Source organism: Phytopseudomonas punonensis (assembly GCF_900142655.1).
GTDB classification, from domain to species: domain Bacteria; phylum Pseudomonadota; class Gammaproteobacteria; order Pseudomonadales; family Pseudomonadaceae; genus Aquipseudomonas; species Aquipseudomonas punonensis.
In genome coordinates, this window is sequence record NZ_FRBQ01000011.1 from 13,294 (window position 1) to 29,663 (window position 16,370).

The following is a 16,370-nucleotide window of genomic DNA, read 5'->3' on the forward strand; positions in this document are numbered from 1 at the left end:
CCCGCCCTGCTCACCCGCAGCGTGCTTCGGGCCCAGAGTATGAGACTTAATGACCGAGATCAGTGGATCGCGCCCTATTTCACCAACACCTGCGGCGAGCAGACCGGTAGTTAATGCCGCCGACCTGGCGGTAAAGCTGCTCAAGCCTCTCGAAGGCCTGATGGTCACCGGCGAAAATGCCAAGGCCGAGGTGCTCGCGTCCAAAGAGGTTGCACAGAACTTTCAGCTGATGCTGCGCCTGACCCTCGACGGCGGGCGCCAAGCCACCGTGCAAGCACAGAGCCCGCAGCCAATAGCCCAAGGCACCGCGCTGGCTGTCACTGCCCTGTCCGATACCCGTCTGGCGCTGGCTGTTCTAGCCGGTGGCAACAAGCCGCTGACCAGTATCGATCTCGAGCAACTGCCTATCGGCACCCTGCTGCAGGGTAAAGTTATGTCCCGTGAAGCATTGCCGCTGCAAGTTGCCCAGACGACGGTCTACAAGGTGCTGGTCAACTTGCTCAACACTCAATTGGCCGGCAGCAAACTCAGTCTGGAAACCAGCCTCGAGTTGCCTTTGGGCAGCCTGCTCAGTGCGCGAGTGCAGAGTGATCAATCCCTCTCCTTCCTGCCGCTCAGCGGCCGCCTCGATCAACTCGCCCTGCTCCAGCAACTGGGCAATCAGCAAAGCCGTCAGGGCTCTCTTGAGGGTTTGATGTCCGCCCTCAAAGGCATGGGTGACCAGAGCGGCCTGCCGGACGGCCTCAAAGGCAGCATCGACAAACTGCTGGCTGGGCTGCCCACCGGCGAGCAACTGAGCAATGGCAAGAGCCTGATGAAGGCCCTGGAAAACAGCGGGCTGTTTCTCGAGAGCAAACTGCTGGCAGGCCAGACTGGCGGACTGGGCACCGACACCAAAGCCAACCTGCTGCGTCTGGTGAGTCAGTTGCTGCCTTTGCTGCCTGGCGCCACGCCTCTGGCAGCGGCGACCGCCTCGGCCACCGCCATGACGCAGGCACTGCCGGCGTTCGCCCGCAATATGCTGGGCAACATTGGCCAGAGCAGCGGCCGTCAACAGGCCACAGGCTTTCCTCTGCCAAGCCGCCTGCTGCAATCGCTGGACGAAGAAGCTGACCTTGAGGGACTACTGAAGCTCGCGGCTGCAGCCATCTCGCGCCTGCAAACGCACCAGCTGTCCAGCCTGTCGCAGAGCCAGATCGGGCCTGAGGGCCAGCTACTCACCACCTGGCAAATGGAAGTGCCAATGCGCAACCAACACGAACTGGTGCCGCTGCAGGTGAAGATTCAACATGAAGAGCCGGCGGCGTCTGGCAAACAGGATCCCAAGGAGGCGCTCTGGCGTATCGACCTGGCGTTTGATCTGGATCCGCTCGGCCCGCTACAGGTACAAGCGCAACTGGCTCACGGCAGCCTGTCCAGCCAGCTTTGGGCCGAGCGATCCAGCACTGCTGGCTTGATCGACCGCGAACTGGGCAACCTGCGCGAGCGTCTGGTCGCTGCCGGCCTTACCGTTGGCGACCTGGTGTGCAGCCAGGGCACGCCACCACAAGGTCCGAAAACCTCACTGGAACAACGCTGGGTCGATGAAACCGCATGAGCAATAAGCCCACCCGCCAGGCCATCGCCCTCACCTATGACGGCCAGAACGCGCCCAACCTCAGTGCCAAGGGCGATGACGAGCTGGCCGAAGCGATCCTCGCCATCGCCCGCGCTCACGATGTGCCGATCTATGAGAACGCCGAACTGGTACGCTTGCTGGCACGACTGGAATTGGGCGAAGCCATCCCCGAACAGCTTTACCGCTGTATCGCAGAAATCATCGCATTCGCCTGGTACCTGAAAGGCAAATTCCCCGCGGGCTTCGACCCGCGCGGCAAGCCGAAGGACGGCACGCTGCTGCTCGAAGGCCCTGCAGGTAAAAACCGTAAGCGTTAGATCACCAGCCGACCGCTGTTGTCCCGGGTATCGGTTCGCTTAACGCCGGGCTACAGGTACGGAGCGCGCCCGCACGAAACTGCCTTGGCCAGGATATCTGCACGTAGCCTGGGTGGAGCGAAGCGATACCCAGGTGCGAGACTAGAAGGGATAAAAAGAACGCTTAGGAGCGGCGCGCCTGGTGCAGCTTGGCGACCAGTTCCGCTTCGGCCTTGCTGAGGCCACAGGATTGGGTCAGGTCGTCAGCACTGGCGCCCATACCAACCAGGCGCGCAGCCTGGGTGAACGACAGGCTGGTGGGGTCGCGTTGTTCGATCTGGGTCAGTTTGTCCGGCAACGGCGCCACGGTACGGCGCAGCTCGTGGAGCTCCTCGCCCATGCGAATGCTGCCGGTCAGGTAGGTGTCCAGCCGCTTGCCGAGCTCGCGGATACGCTGGTCGCGCTGAGCATCGCGCTCGGCCTGCAGTTGACTGGCCAGGCGCAAGCGCCCTGCGAGCCACACGCAGGTACCCACCAACCCGGCACAGACCAATGCCAGAACTATCAGAGCAGCTTCGAGCACGTCAGATGCTCTCCAGCTCCGACCACTCCTCCTCGCTCATCATCTTGTCCAGCTCGACCAGAATCAGCAGTTCGCCGTTCTTGTTGCAGACGCCCTGGATGAACTTGGCCGACTCGTCGTTACCGACGTTCGGTGCGGTTTCCACTTCGGACTGACGCAGGTAAACCACTTCGGCGACGCTGTCGACCAAGATACCTACGACCTGCTTGTCCGCCTCGATGATGACGATACGGGTGTTGTCGCTAACGTCGGACGAATCCAGGCCAAAACGCTGACGCGTGTCGATCACGGTGACCACGTTGCCGCGCAGGTTGATGATCCCCAGCACGTAGCTCGGCGCACCGGGTACCGGAGCGATCTCGGTGTAGCGCAGCACTTCCTGCACCTGCATCACGTTGATGCCGTAGGTTTCGTTATCCAGACGGAACGTGACCCACTGCAGGATCGGATCTTCAGCGCCTTGTGCAGAGCTTTTCTTCATGGCCTAGCCTCGTCAATGACCGCGCGTTGCGGTGCGCGGGAGTCCCGCTATTCAAGTGGTCGCACGTGTTATCGCACGGTCGACCGGTATCAGTGTATCTGTCCGTTGCTCATGCGCTTGGTCGCGCCGCTGGCGATCAGTTCAGCCAATGCGGCAACGTCCAACAGCGCACACATGTGTTCGATCACGGTACCCGCCAGCCATGGCCGCTGCGACCGCTGGCTGCGCCATTTGATTTCGTCCGGGTTCAGGCGGATCGAACGGCTGACCTGGTGAACGGCCAGCCCCCATTCATAGCCCTGGACGGAAATCACATATTGCAGCCCTTCGCGGAAATCATCACGGTAACGATCTGGCATCACCCAGCGCGCGGTGTCGAGCACCTTCAGGTTGCCAGACTGTGATGGCAGTATGCCCAGAAACCAGTCCGGTTGGCCAAACAAAGGTGTCAGATCCTGCCCGGCCAATGGATAGATCGAGCCGAGGCACACCAGCGGCACCGCAAGGGTTAAACCGGCCACATCGAACAGCAGGCACTCAAACGGCTCCTCAGCCCAATCCGGGCGGCCGTCAGGTTGCGAGGAGAAAATCTGTGGCGCGGGGCGATGCACATCCGCTACCGGCTCGACCACCGGCGGCAGGGGAATCGGCTCGACAATCGTCGGCGCAAGAGCCTCAACAGCCGGCTCGCTAACAACTTCCACCACCGGCTGAACGAGGGCCAGAGCCGGCACCTCGGCACGCGGCGTCAACTGAGCGTCACGCACCTGCTCCTCAAGCACAGCAGCCTCGAATTCATCGAGGCTGTTTTCAGCCAGTTCCTGCTCGAGCTCGATCGCGGCGTCCTGCAGCAGACCGTCGAGATAGGACTGCAGCGCCAGTTGGGGCCGTGTTGCGGTGGCAGTGGAGCGACTCATGAAGGCAACCTGCAGAAGAGTTCTGTATGAGCTATCGGCCGCAGGGGCGGCAGACTTGAGCCGGTTCGCGCAGAATAATCAGCATTCATTTTCAGGCCACCTGAGATGCAGGCTGCTGCGTGAGCAAATGCTTGAGCAATGCGCGGTAAGCGATGGTGCCACGGCTGTTGTTATCGAACTGCGAAGGCGTCAGGCCTGCCCGACTGGCATCGCGCAGACGGGTGTCGACTGGGATATAGGCTTGCCACAGGTGATCCGGATAGGTGTTCTTGAGCAGACGCAGGGTCGACATCGAGGCCTGGGTACGGCGATCGAACAGCGTCGGTACGATGGTGTACGGCAGCGCCTGTTTGCGCGAGCGGTTGATCATCGCCAGCGTGTTGACCATGCGTTCCAGGCCCTTGACCGCTAGAAACTCGGTCTGCACCGGGATCACCAGTTGCTGGCTGGCCGCCAGCGCGTTGACCATCAACACGCCGAGCAGTGGCGGGCTGTCGATGACTGCGTGATCGAAGTCCTGCCACAGCTGCGCCAGGCTCTTGGCAATTACCAGCCCCAGGCCGCTCTGCCCAGGTGACTGGCGCTCCAGCGTGGCTAGCGCGGTGCTCGACGGCAACAGGGAAATCCGTTCGTGGCTGGTCGGCAGCAGCAGCTGCTTTGGCAGCCCCTGAGGCACGCTGCCCTGATGCTGAAACAGATCGAAATTGCTTTTTTCGAGGCTGTCAGGGTCGTGACCGAAATAGCTGGTCATCGAGCCGTGCGGGTCGAGGTCGACTACCACCACGCGCTTGCCGGCGTCGGCCAAAAGACCTGCCAGGGCGATGGTGGAAGTGGTTTTACCCACGCCGCCTTTCTGATTGGATACAGCCCAAACTCTCATACTCTTCATCCTCCCGGAACAGCTTGAATCTGGCCGAGACTGAGTGCCCGCATCATTGAGCAGGCGACGGGGAATTGACGGCGCCATCGGCTGGAGCCTGTGCTGCAGGCGATGTAGCAGGTTGCGTGCCAGCACGCTGCATCGCGGCATCCGGTTGAGCATTGGCACTACCCACACCACTCACACTACGCCGCACATCGAGATTGCGCGATACCACCAGCACAACTCTCCGGTTGCGCGCCCTCCCCTCTGCTGTGGCGTTATCGGCTACCGGTTGAAATTCACCATAGCCTACAGCCGCCATACGCGACGGATCGACACCGTCCATGGCGAGCATGCGTACGATGCTCGCAGCGCGAGCCGCCGACAGTTCCCAGTTGGTCGGGAATTGCGCGGTTCTGATCGGCTGGTTGTCGGTAAAGCCTTCTACGTGCACCGGATTGCCATAGGGAGCCAGAATCTTGGCAATCTTTTCGATGATTTCGAATGCCGTGTCATTGGGCAGCGCGTCGCCACTGGGAAACAGCAGCCCGGAACTCAGTTCGATCTCGATCCACAGCTCATTGCCACGCACTTTGAGTTGATCGCTCTGCAGCAACCCGCCAAAAGCATCACGCACGGCGTCGGCAATGGTCTCCAGGGTCGATGCGGCAATCTGCTGCGGCGCGGCTTCATCGACCATCGAGCGATCCGGCTCGGTGGTTCGTGGGCGCTCGTCACCCACAGGAATCGGCTTGATCGCTCGGTCCGGCTGATTGAACACGCCGGTAAGGGTTTCCGAAAGGATCTTGTACTTGCCTTCATTGATCGAGGAGATCGAGTACATCACCACGAAAAAGGCGAACAGCAAGGTGATGAAATCCGCGTAGGAAACAAGCCAGCGCTCGTGGTTGTCGTGTTCTTCGTGACGGCGTCGACGAGCCATGATCAGTTCATGAAGCCTTGCAGCTTCAACTCGATAGACCGTGGATTCTCACCTTCACCGATGGACAGGATGCCCTCGAGGAGCATTTCCCGATAAGCCGATTGGCGCATGGCTATGGACTTCAGTTTGGCACCAACAGGCAACAACAGCAGGTTGGCAATGGCCACGCCGTAGATGGTGGCGACAAACGCAACAGCAATGCCGCTGCCAAGCAGGCTTGGATCGGCCAGGTTGCCCATTACGTGAATCAAGCCCATGACCGCACCGATGATACCGATGGTTGGGGCGTAGCCGCCCATACACTCAAAGAACTTGGCGGCCTGAAAATCGCGGCTTTCCTGCGTATACAGATCCACTTCGAGAATACTGCGAATGGCCTCGGGCTCAGCACCGTCGACCAGCAGCTGCAAGCCCTTGCGTGCATAAGGATCGGGCTCGCTGTCAGCCACAGCCTCCAGCCCCAACAGACCTTCCTTGCGCGCGGTCATGCTCCAGTTCACCACGCGATCAATACCGCCTGCCAGGTCGATCTGCGGCGGAATGAAGATCCAGCGCAGGATGACCATGGCACGTTTGAACACGGCCACCGGCGTCTGCAACAAGGCTGCGCCCAGAGTGCCGCCGATCACGATCAAAGCCGCTGGGCCGTTGAGCAGTGCCGAGACATGACCGCCTTCCAGGTAATTGCCGCCAAGAATCGCGACAAGAGCCAGGATGACGCCGATCAGACTCAGCACATCCATCAGAGACAGGCCTCGACCAGATGGCGGCCGATATCATCGAGCGGATAGATCGCGTCAGCCAGATTGGCCTTCACGATTGCCATGGGCATGCCGTAGATCACGCAACTGGCTTCATCCTGCGCCCAGATCTGGCTGCCGCCCTGCTTGAGCAGGCGAGCGCCTTCGCGCCCGTCAGCGCCCATGCCGGTCAGCACTACCGCCAGCACCTTGTCGCTGTACGACTTGGCAGCCGAGCCGAAGGTGATGTCCACACAAGGCTTGTAGTTCAGGCGCTCGTCACCCGGCAGGATGCGGATGGTGCCGCGCCCGTCGATCATCATCTGCTTGCCGCCTGGCGCCAGAATGGCCAGGCCAGGGCGCAGGATGTCACCGTCTTCGGCTTCCTTGACGTTGATCTTGCACAGCTTGTCCAAACGCTCGGCAAAGGCCTTGGTGAAGGCTGCAGGCATGTGCTGGATCAACACGATGGGCGTCGGGAAATTCGCCGGCAACTGGGTCAGCACCCGTTGCAAGGCAACCGGGCCACCTGTCGAGGTGCCGATTGCTACCAGCTTGTACGCCTTGCGCTTGGGCGCAGCACTTGCCGTGGACGCATGACGCTCAACCGGCGGGTGGCTGACGCTTGGCTGCGGACGTGTAGCGGGAGCAGGCGTACTCGGAGTAACGGCAGGTCGGCTCAGGCTACCGCCGGCAGGCGGCGTCAGGGACGCCGTGCCGATCCCCCGGCGGTTGCTGCGCGAAATGCTATGGACCTTTTCGCAGAGCAGCTGCTTGACCTTCTCGGGGTTACGCGAGATGTCCTCGAAGTTTTTCGGCAGAAAGTCCACCGCACCGGCATCCAGTGCATCCAGAGTAACCCGGGCACCTTCGTGGGTGAGCGAGGAGAACATCAGTACTGGCGTAGGGCAACGCTGCATGATGTTGCGCACTGCCGTGATGCCATCCATCAACGGCATCTCGTAGTCCATGGTGATCACATCTGGCTTGAGTGCCAGCGCCTGATCAATGGCTTCGCGACCATTGGTGGCCGTACCAACCACGGTGATGTTGGGGTCAGACGAGAGAATCTCCGAAACTCTACGCCGGAAAAAACCGGAGTCGTCGACCACCAGTACCTTGACAACCATAAACACTCCTAAGCAGCGCGGCTGCAGCCGCGCTGCGGACGATCAGAGACGCCGTGCGTAGCGCTTGAGCATGCTCGGTACATCGAGAATCAGGGCAATACGACCATCACCGGTGATGGTCGCACCGGACATACCCGGCGTGCCCTGCAGCATCTTGCCTAACGGCTTGATCACCACTTCTTCCTGACCCACCAGTTGATCGACGACAAAGCCGATGCGCTGATTGCCGACGGTAAGAATCACCACGTGCCCTTCGCCCTGCTCTTCATGGGCAGCTTTACTGACCAGCCAGCGCTTGAGGTAGAACAGCGGCAGCGCCTTGTCGCGCACGATCACCACTTCCTGGCCGTCGACCACGTTGGTTCGCGACAGGTCGAGGTGGAAGATCTCGTTGACGTTGACCAGCGGGAACGCGAACGCCTGGTTGCCCAGCATCACCATCAGCGTCGGCATGATCGCAAGGGTAAGCGGCACCTTAATGACGATCTTCGAACCCTGGCCCTTCTGCGAGAACACGTTGACCGTGCCGTTGAGCTGGGAAATCTTGGTTTTCACCACGTCCATGCCAACACCACGACCGGACACGTCGGAAATCTCGGTCTTGGTCGAGAAACCTGGTGCGAAGATCAGGTTGTAGCATTCCAGATCGGTCAAGCGGTCAGCGGCGTCCTTGTCCAGCAGGCCCTTTTCCACGGCCTTGCTGCGCAGCACGTCGGCATCCATTCCCTTGCCGTCATCGGTGATCATCAACAGGATGTGGTCGCCTTCCTGCTCAGCAGACAACACCACACGACCAGTGCGCGGCTTACCAGCGGCTTCGCGCTCATCCGGGCCTTCCACACCGTGGTCGACCGCATTACGCACCAAGTGAACCAGCGGGTCGGCCAGTGCCTCGACGAGGTTTTTATCCAGGTCGGTCTCTTCACCAACGAGCTCAAGGTTGATTTCTTTCTTGAGCTGGCGCGCCAGGTCACGAACCAAACGCGGGAAACGCCCGAATACCTTCTTGATCGGCTGCATACGGGTCTTCATGACCGAGGTCTGCAGATCGGCCGTGACCACATCGAGGTTGGACACGGCCTTGGACATGGCCTCGTCACCACTGTTGAGGCCCAGGCGCACCAGACGGTTACGCACCAGCACCAACTCGCCGACCATGTTCATGATTTCGTCGAGACGTGCGGTATCGACGCGAACGGTGGTTTCCGCTTCGTTGGCCGGCGCAGCTGCGGCGGGCGCAGCGGCTGGCTTGCTAGCTTCCCGAGCTATCGGCGCAGGCGCTGCAGCGGCCTTGGCTGGCTCCGGTTTCGCAACAGGAGCCGGAGCAGCAGCTTTAACAGGTTCGGTTTTTGGAGCACTCGCTTTTGGCGCAGGTGCAGCCGCCGCAACAGGTGCGATGGCCGTTGGCTCGACGAACTTGCCTTTGCCATGCAACTGGTCGAGCAAGGCTTCGAATTCGTCATCGGTGATCTCGTCACCAGACGCCGCCGCGGCAGCAGGCCCTGCAGGCGCAGCAGACACTGGCGCTTCCACGGCGGGAGCAACGAATTGCCCTTTGCCATGCAGCTGATCGAGCAGCGCTTCGAATTCGTCATCGGTGATTTCATCACCACCGCCAGCCGCAGGAGCTGACGCAGCTGCCTGAGCAGCAGTCGCTGGTGCAGCCACCTCAGGAGCCGAGAACTGACCTTTGCCATGCAGCTGATCGAGCAGCGACTCGAATTCGTCATCGCTGATTTCGTCATTCGAAGTACTGGCTGGCGGCGGCGACTCGTCGCCCAACGCATCGAGCAATTGCTCGAATTCGCTGTCAGAGATATCCGCCGAGGACTCAGCAACAGCTACTGCAGGCTCAACCTCAGCGGCTGGCGCGGCCACGGGCTCAGCACCACCAGGCTCGGCCAGGCGAGCGAGGGCAGCCAGCAATTCTGGAGAGGCTGGCGTCAGCTCAACACGCTCGCGCACTTCGGTAAACATGCCATTGACGGCATCCAGCGCCTCGAGCACCACATCCATCAGTTCGGCGTCGACCCGACGCTCGCCCTTACGCAGGATGTCGAACACGTTTTCGGCGATATGGCAGCATTCCACCAGCTCATTGAGCTGCAGGAAACCGGCACCGCCTTTTACCGTGTGAAACCCCCGAAAAATTGCATTGAGCAGGTTCATATCATCCGGGCGGCTTTCAAGCTCCACCAACTGCTCGGACAATTGCTCGAGAATTTCGCCGGCCTCTACCAGGAAATCCTGGAGGATTTCTTCATCGGCGCCGAAGCTCATATGACGTGCTCCTAGAATCCCAGACTGGACAGTAAATCGTCGACGTCGTCTTGAGAGGAGGCGACATCATCACGCTTATCGGCATGAATCTGCGGACCTTCACCGCGGGACGGATTTTTTTCTTTTTCTTGCTCGGCACGTAGCTCGTCGTGGCTGTGCTCGATGCCAGCAAAACGATCAACCTGGCTGGCCATCAGCACCAGTTTCAGCAGATTGCTCTCGACTTCGGTCACCAACTGCGTGACTCGCTTGATTACCTGACCGGTGAGGTCCTGGAAATCCTGCGCCAACAAAATGTCGTTGAGATGCCCGGACAATTTGCTAGTGTCACGCTGGCTGCGCGCCAGGAACAGCTCGATGCGTTTGGCCAGCTCACGAAACGCCTCAGCGCTCATCTCACGGCGCATGAAGCGGCCCCAATCCTCGCTCAGCGAATCGGCTTCGCTGCTCAGGTCGTTGACCAGCGGCGCACTCTGCTCGACCAGATCCATGGTGCGGTTGGCCGCGCGCTCGGTCATGGTCACGACATAGTTCAGGCGCTCGGTCGCATCGGAAATCTGCGAGATTTCGCTGGCGTGCGGCACCCTCGGATCGAGCTGAAAGTTGACGATTGCGTTATGCAGCTCACGGGTGAGCTTGCCGACTTCGAGGTAAAGCCCCCGGTCGCGTGCTTTGTTCAGTTCGTTGATAAGCTGTACTGCTTCGCCAAAATTACCTTGCTCGAGGCTGTCGACCAGTTGGCGGGCATTGCTTTTCAGGGTCGACTCGAGGTCAACCTCTTTAGAATCATCGTGTTCCATAACAACCTCGGGGCGGACATCAGCCGTTAACTCGCTCGAAGATTTTTTCGATCTTTTCCTTGAGCACCTGAGCAGTGAATGGCTTGACTACGTAGCCATTCACACCGGCTTGTGCAGCCTCGATGATCTGATCACGCTTGGCTTCTGCGGTAACCATCAGCACCGGCAACTGCTTGAGTCGCTCATCGGCACGTACGGCGCGCAGCAGGTCAATGCCCGTCATGCCGGGCATGTTCCAGTCAGTTACCAGAAAGTCGAAACTGCCACTCTGCAGCATGGGCAACGCCGTGACGCCGTCGTCAGCCTCTGCCGTGTTGGTGAACCCCAGATCACGCAAGAGGTTCTTGATGATCCGTCGCATCGTCGAGAAATCATCGACGATGAGGATTTTCATGTTCTTGTCCAAGTCGACCTCCGTACAGTCCTAAAACGCCTACAACCTTGTGCAGCGCTTATTAATCGTGAAACCGGCCTGGCAGAACGCCGCAAACTATTGCGCTCGGCTTTGCTGCGTTCACAGTGTGTCCAGCGCCCTGCTAATCCTGCGACCTCATACAACGGTTGGCTCGACCAACTCCAACCCCTGAACAAATTCCTATGCGCGCCATTCAGCCAACCGCGCCCGTAAGCGTGCGGCACATTGACTATGCAATTGGCTGACTCGCGACTCACTAACCCCCAGCACCTCACCGATTTCCTTGAGATTCAACTCCTCGTCGTAATACAGCGACAGGACTAGCCGCTCACGCTCCGGCAAATTACTGATGGCATCGGCCAATGCAGCCTGGAAACGATTGTCTTCCAGTTCATGCGAAGGCCCGTGAAGCAGAGAACTCGTGTCTTCCTGCAGCCCGCCACCACCCTCTCCTTCCTGCAACAGGTCGTCGAAGCTGAACAAACGGCTGCCCAAAGTGTCGCCAAGAATGCCGTAGTAATCTTCGAGACTCAATTGGAGTTCGGCAGCAACCTCGTGATCTTTAGCGTCACGACCGGTTCTGGCCTCAATTTTTCGTATTGCATCACTGACCATGCGGCTATTGCGATGCACAGAGCGTGGTGCCCAGTCGCCTTTGCGCACCTCGTCAAGCATCGCACCGCGAATACGGATACCCGCAAACGTTTCGAAACTGGCGCCTTTGCCGGCGTCGTATTTACGCGACGCCTCGAGCAAGCCGATCATGCCGGCCTGAATCAGGTCGTCGACCTGCACGTTGGCTGGCAGTCGGGCCAAAAGGTGGTAGGCAATGCGTTTTACCAACGGCGCATGGCGCTCGATCAACTGATGCTGAGAATCTTGTGCTTGTGCCTTGCTGTACATTCGGAGTCCAGAGGCTGTCGTCATACAGCCGTGTCTGCAGTCGGTTGGTGCACCAGGCGCTCCACGAAAAACTCCAGATGGCCACGCGGGTTGGCCGGTAACGGCCAAGCATCGACCTTCTGAGCAATCGCTTTGAACGCCAGTGCGCACTTCGAGCGAGGGAACGCCTCGTACACCGCACGTTGTTTCTGTACGGCCTTGCGTACCGATTCGTCGTAAGGCACTGCGCCAACGTACTGCAGCGCAACATCCAGAAAACGGTCGGTCACCTTGGTCAGCTTAGCAAAGAGATTGCGACCTTCCTGCGGGCTGTGCGCCATATTGGCCAGCACCCGAAAGCGGTTCATGCCGTGGTCACGATTGAGCAGCTTGATCAGTGCGTAAGCGTCGGTAATCGAGGTAGGTTCGTCGCACACAACCACTAGTACTTCCTGGGCAGCGCGCACGAAACTGACAACGGAGTCGCCAATGCCGGCTGCAGTGTCGACGATCAACACGTCGAGGTTTTCGCTGATATCGCTGAACGCCTGGATCAGGCCTGCATGCTGCATGGGAGTGAGCTGCACCATGGACTGCGTACCAGAGGCGGCAGGTACGATGCGAATGCCGCCCGGCCCCTGCAGCACCACATCGCGCAGGTCGCACTCGCCATCGATGACGTCAGCCAGAGTGCGCTTGGCCGTTAGGCCAAGCAGCACGTCGACGTTGGCCAAACCCAAGTCGGCATCCATGAGCATGACGCGCCGACCGAGATCGGCAAGTGCCAGTGACAAATTCACCGACACATTGGTCTTGCCAACGCCGCCTTTGCCGCCGGTCACCGCGATCACCTGTACGGGATGCATACCCATGTTATTTACACACCTTATCTAACTTCACTTTGGGCCCTAGGGCCATTGTGCGCTGCTGCGGCGAGCACGACCAGCGCCTCGCCACACTTGTCTGTTTTAACCTGCACGCCGCGCGGGGTCTTGGTAGAGCCCGGCGAACATGTCGGCCATCGTATCTTCGCTCGGCTCATCCGGAGCCTGCAGACCCACTGCACGGCTGACCAACTGATGGCTACGCGGTACGTGCACATCGTCGGGGATGCGCGGGCCATCTGCCAGGTAGGCTACCGGCAGACGGTGGCCAATAGCCAGACCCAATACTTCACCCATGCTGGTGGCTTCGTCCAGTTTACTCAGAATGCAGCCAGCCAACCCACAACGCTTATAGCTATGGTAAGCCGCCTTGAGCACCTGCGCTTGGCTGGTCGCTGCCAGAACCAGATAATTACGGGCGTTGACGCCACGGCTGGCCAGCGTTTCCAGCTGCATGCGCAGCGCCGGATCATTGGCAGGCAGACCAGCAGTATCGATCAGCACCACACGCTTGCGCGCCAGCGGCGCCAGGGACTGAGTCAGTGACTGACCTGGATCGACGTGGGTCACGGAAACACCCAGGATACGGCCCAAGGTCTTGAGCTGCTCCTGCGCGCCAATGCGATAGCTGTCCATACTTACCAGGGCGATATTCGCAGCGCCGTATTTGAGTACGTAGCGCGCAGCGAGCTTGGCCAAGGTGGTGGTCTTGCCCATACCAGCCGGACCGACCAGAGCGATCACGCCGCCCTCTTCCATCGGTTCCTGCTTGGGCGTTTGAATAGAGTGAGCCAGGTGCGCCAGCACCATGCGCCAGGCTTGACGCTGATCGCTCAGCGAAGCGACGCGTTCGAGCAGCGTGCGCGCCAGTTCTGCCGGCAGGCCCATACGCTGCAGACGACGCCACAGCGTGGCCTGTTGCGGACGGCGAGCCTGCAACTGGCCCCAGGCCATGGAACCCATCTGCATCTCGATCAGCTCACGCAAGCCATGCAATTCGGAACGCATGGATTCCAACGCAGACTGGTCAGCTGGCGCAGCAGCAGGCTTCTGCTGCTGACGCTGCAGCACTGCATCCAAACTGTCGGCCGGCGCTGTTGGCGCGGCAGCGAACAGCTGACGATCCTTGCCAGCATCGAGCTGGCTACGGGTAGTCAGCTCAGCCTGAGCGGAGGCAATGCGCGACTGCGTCTTGCGCAGCTCAGCTTCCAGCGCCGGATTGGCCTGCCGCGCCGGAGCGGGCTGAACCTGATAATCGAGCGCGGCTGTCAGTTCTACGCCACCGGCCACACGACGGTTACCGATGATGGTCGCATCAGCGCCCAATTCATCGCGAACCAGTTTCATGGCTTGGCGCATATCAGCAGCGAAAAAGCGTTTGACCTGCATGGCCCGTACCCTCGATTAGTTCTGCCCCACCGTCGCAACGATGGTGACCTGCTTGTTATCCGGAATTTCCTGGTACGCCAGAACATGCATGCTCGGGACGGCCAATCGGGCAAAACGTGAAAGCATTCCCCGAACCGGCCCGGCGGCCAGCAGAATCACCGGCTTGCCAAGCATCTCCTGACGCTGCGCTGCTTCCACCAGGGAACGTTGCAGCTTCTCGGCCATGCCAGGCTCCAGGAGGATGCCATCCTCGGAGCCTTGACCGGCCTTCTGAAGACTATTTAGCAATATCTGTTCCAACCTTGGCTCCAAGGTGATCACAGGCAGCTCCGGCTCTAGTCCCACGATGTTTTGCACGATTGCGCGGGCCAGCGAGACGCGAACCGCGGCAACCATGGCGGCGGGATCTTGACTCCGTGGTGCGACGTTGGCGATGGCTTCGGCGATGGTGCGAATGTCACGCACCGGCACCTGCTCCTGCAGCAATGCCTGCAGGACCTTGAGCAGGGTCGACAGGGAAATCAGCCCTGGAACCAGCTCTTCGGCCAGTTTTGGCGAGCTTTTCGCCAACAATTGCATCAATTGCTGGACCTCTTCATGGCCAAGCAGCTCATGGGCGTGTTTGTGCAGGATCTGATTGAGGTGTGTCGCCACCACAGTGCTGGCGTCCACCACGGTATAACCAAGCGATTGCGCCTGATCACGCTGACCCGGATCGATCCATACAGCCTCCAGGCCAAACGCCGGATCTTTGGCGGCCACGCCATTAAGGGTGCCGAACACCTGGCCGGGGTTGATCGCCAGTTCGCGATCCGGGTACACCTCGGCTTCGGCAACGCTGACGCCCATTAAGGTCAGGCGGTAAGCATTGGGCTGCAGGTCCAGGTTGTCGCGGATGTGTACGGATGGCATCAGAAAACCCATCTCCTGCGAGAGCTTCTTGCGCACACCTTTGATACGCGCCAGCAGCTGCCCACCCTGGTTACGGTCGACCAAAGGGATCAGTCGGTAACCCACTTCCAGACCGACCATATCCACCGGCACCACGTCATCCCACCCCAGCTCCTTGACCTCCTGGGCGCGCTGCGCCGGCAGTAGTTCCTGCTGGCGCTGCACTTCAATGACTTCGGCTTCCTTGGTCTTGCGCTGCTTGTTGGCGATCCAGTACGCCGCACCAGCGGCGACCAGGCCCAAGCTGATGAATGACATATGCGGCATGCCGGGCACCAGGCCCATGGCGATCATAATGGCGGCGGAAACGGCCAGCGCGCGCGGTGATGCGAACATCTGGCGGTTGACCTGGGCACCCATGTCTTCAGAGCTGGAAACACGGGTCACCATGATCGCAGCGGCGGTGGACAGCAGCAGCGACGGGATCTGCGCCACCAGGCCGTCACCGATGGTTAGCAGTGTGTAGATACGCCCGGCGTCGGCGAAGCTCAGGCCGTGCTGCAGCATGCCGATGGCGATGCCACCGATGAGGTTGATGAACAGGATCAGCAGGCCGGCGACGGCATCGCCACGCACGAACTTGCTGGCACCGTCCATGGAGCCGTAAAAGTCAGCCTCCTGCGCCACTTCGCTACGGCGCTTCTTGGCTTCGACCTGATCGATAAGGCCAGCATTGAGGTCGGCATCGATAGCCATCTGCTTGCCGGGCATGGCGTCGAGGGTAAAGCGCGCGCTCACCTCGGAAATACGCCCCGCACCTTTGGTCACGACCACGAAGTTGATGATCATCAGGATCGCGAACACCACGATACCGACCACGTAGTTGCCGCCAATCACCACTTCACCGAAGGCCTGGATCACCTTGCCCGCGGCGTCGTGACCATCCTGGCCATTGAGCAGCACCACCCGCGTGGAAGCCACGTTGAGAGCCAGACGCAGCAGCGTCGCGGCCAGCAGGATGGTCGGGAATACGGCGAAATCCAGCGGCCGCAGCGCGTAGATCGCCACCAGCAGCACGACGATCGACAGCGCGATACTGAAGGTGAACAGCACGTCGAGCAAAAACGGCGGGATCGGCAGCATGACCATGGCGAGCATGACCAGCAGCAACAACGGAATACCGAGATTGCCCTTGCGCAACCCCGAAAGGTTGCTGCGAACGTCGCCAATCATTTGTGCGCGATCTAGTGCCACGTGGG

At 60.1% G+C, this 16,370-nt stretch carries 16 protein-coding genes; 2 read left to right on the top strand and 14 right to left on the bottom strand.

Annotated elements, in window-relative coordinates; all coding sequences use genetic code 11:
- Positions 1-49: 49 nt before the first annotated feature.
- Positions 50-1,597 carry a flagellar hook-length control protein FliK gene (gene fliK / locus BUC40_RS20060; protein ID WP_073268134.1) on the top strand — a complete coding sequence of 516 codons (1,548 nt, stop codon included), beginning with the start codon at positions 50-52 and terminating at the stop codon, positions 1,595-1,597.
- The gene (locus tag BUC40_RS20065) at positions 1,594-1,935 is read left to right on the top strand and encodes an EscU/YscU/HrcU family type III secretion system export apparatus switch protein (RefSeq protein WP_073268136.1); all 342 of its coding nucleotides are present in this window, start codon (positions 1,594-1,596) and stop codon (positions 1,933-1,935) included. Before fliK ends, BUC40_RS20065 begins: the two co-directional genes overlap by 4 nt.
- 163 nt (positions 1,936-2,098) lie before the next feature.
- Here the strand turns inward: BUC40_RS20065 and BUC40_RS20070 are convergent, their stop codons facing one another.
- The 14 genes from BUC40_RS20070 to flhA form a co-directional block, all read right to left on the bottom strand.
- Positions 2,099-2,497: a DUF2802 domain-containing protein gene (locus BUC40_RS20070; RefSeq protein WP_027911376.1), complete on the bottom strand. Its 399-nt coding sequence runs from the start codon at positions 2,495-2,497 to the stop codon at positions 2,099-2,101.
- A gap of 1 nt (position 2,498) precedes the next feature.
- A complete protein-coding gene (locus tag BUC40_RS20075; RefSeq protein ID WP_073268137.1) occupies positions 2,499-2,978 on the bottom strand; it encodes a chemotaxis protein CheW in 480 nt (159 codons plus the stop codon).
- 89 nt (positions 2,979-3,067) lie between these two features.
- Complete coding sequence (locus BUC40_RS20080; protein WP_073268139.1) at positions 3,068-3,895, bottom strand: CheW domain-containing protein; 828 nt, start codon at positions 3,893-3,895, stop codon at positions 3,068-3,070.
- Between the two features lie 91 nt (positions 3,896-3,986).
- A complete protein-coding gene (locus BUC40_RS20085) occupies positions 3,987-4,775 on the bottom strand; it encodes a ParA family protein (RefSeq protein ID WP_073268141.1) in 789 nt (262 codons plus the stop codon).
- A gap of 52 nt (positions 4,776-4,827) precedes the next feature.
- A complete protein-coding gene (gene motD, locus BUC40_RS20090) occupies positions 4,828-5,700 on the bottom strand; it encodes a flagellar motor protein MotD (RefSeq protein WP_073268143.1) in 873 nt (290 codons plus the stop codon).
- Between the two features lie 2 nt (positions 5,701-5,702).
- The gene (locus BUC40_RS20095) at positions 5,703-6,443 is read right to left on the bottom strand and encodes a flagellar motor protein (protein ID WP_073268145.1); all 741 of its coding nucleotides are present in this window, start codon (positions 6,441-6,443) and stop codon (positions 5,703-5,705) included.
- A complete protein-coding gene (locus BUC40_RS20100) occupies positions 6,443-7,570 on the bottom strand; it encodes a protein-glutamate methylesterase/protein-glutamine glutaminase (RefSeq protein ID WP_073268147.1) in 1,128 nt (375 codons plus the stop codon). The genes BUC40_RS20095 and BUC40_RS20100 overlap by 1 nt, the downstream gene beginning before the upstream one ends.
- A gap of 42 nt (positions 7,571-7,612) precedes the next feature.
- Positions 7,613-9,850, bottom strand: coding sequence for a chemotaxis protein CheA (locus BUC40_RS20105; RefSeq protein ID WP_073268149.1), 2,238 nt, complete (start codon positions 9,848-9,850; stop codon positions 7,613-7,615).
- 11 nt (positions 9,851-9,861) lie between these two features.
- Entirely contained in the window at positions 9,862-10,650 is a 789-nt protein-coding gene (locus BUC40_RS20110; protein ID WP_073268151.1) for a protein phosphatase CheZ, read from the bottom strand.
- A gap of 19 nt (positions 10,651-10,669) precedes the next feature.
- Positions 10,670-11,044: a chemotaxis response regulator CheY gene (locus BUC40_RS20115; RefSeq protein ID WP_177430873.1), complete on the bottom strand. Its 375-nt coding sequence runs from the start codon at positions 11,042-11,044 to the stop codon at positions 10,670-10,672.
- Positions 11,045-11,245: 201 nt separating this feature from the next.
- Positions 11,246-11,992 carry an RNA polymerase sigma factor FliA gene (fliA, locus tag BUC40_RS20120; protein ID WP_073268155.1) on the bottom strand — a complete coding sequence of 249 codons (747 nt, stop codon included), beginning with the start codon at positions 11,990-11,992 and terminating at the stop codon, positions 11,246-11,248.
- Complete coding sequence (gene fleN / locus BUC40_RS20125; RefSeq protein ID WP_208605793.1) at positions 11,989-12,819, bottom strand: flagellar synthesis regulator FleN; 831 nt, start codon at positions 12,817-12,819, stop codon at positions 11,989-11,991. The genes fliA and fleN overlap by 4 nt, the downstream gene beginning before the upstream one ends.
- Before the next feature lie 96 nt (positions 12,820-12,915).
- Positions 12,916-14,220, bottom strand: a complete 1,305-nt coding sequence (gene flhF, locus BUC40_RS20130; protein WP_073268157.1) for a flagellar biosynthesis GTPase FlhF — start codon at positions 14,218-14,220, stop codon at positions 12,916-12,918.
- A 15-nt stretch (positions 14,221-14,235) separates the two neighbouring features.
- Positions 14,236-16,344 carry a flagellar biosynthesis protein FlhA gene (gene flhA, locus BUC40_RS20135; RefSeq protein ID WP_073268159.1) on the bottom strand — a complete coding sequence of 703 codons (2,109 nt, stop codon included), beginning with the start codon at positions 16,342-16,344 and terminating at the stop codon, positions 14,236-14,238.
- Positions 16,345-16,370: the final 26 nt, after the last annotated feature.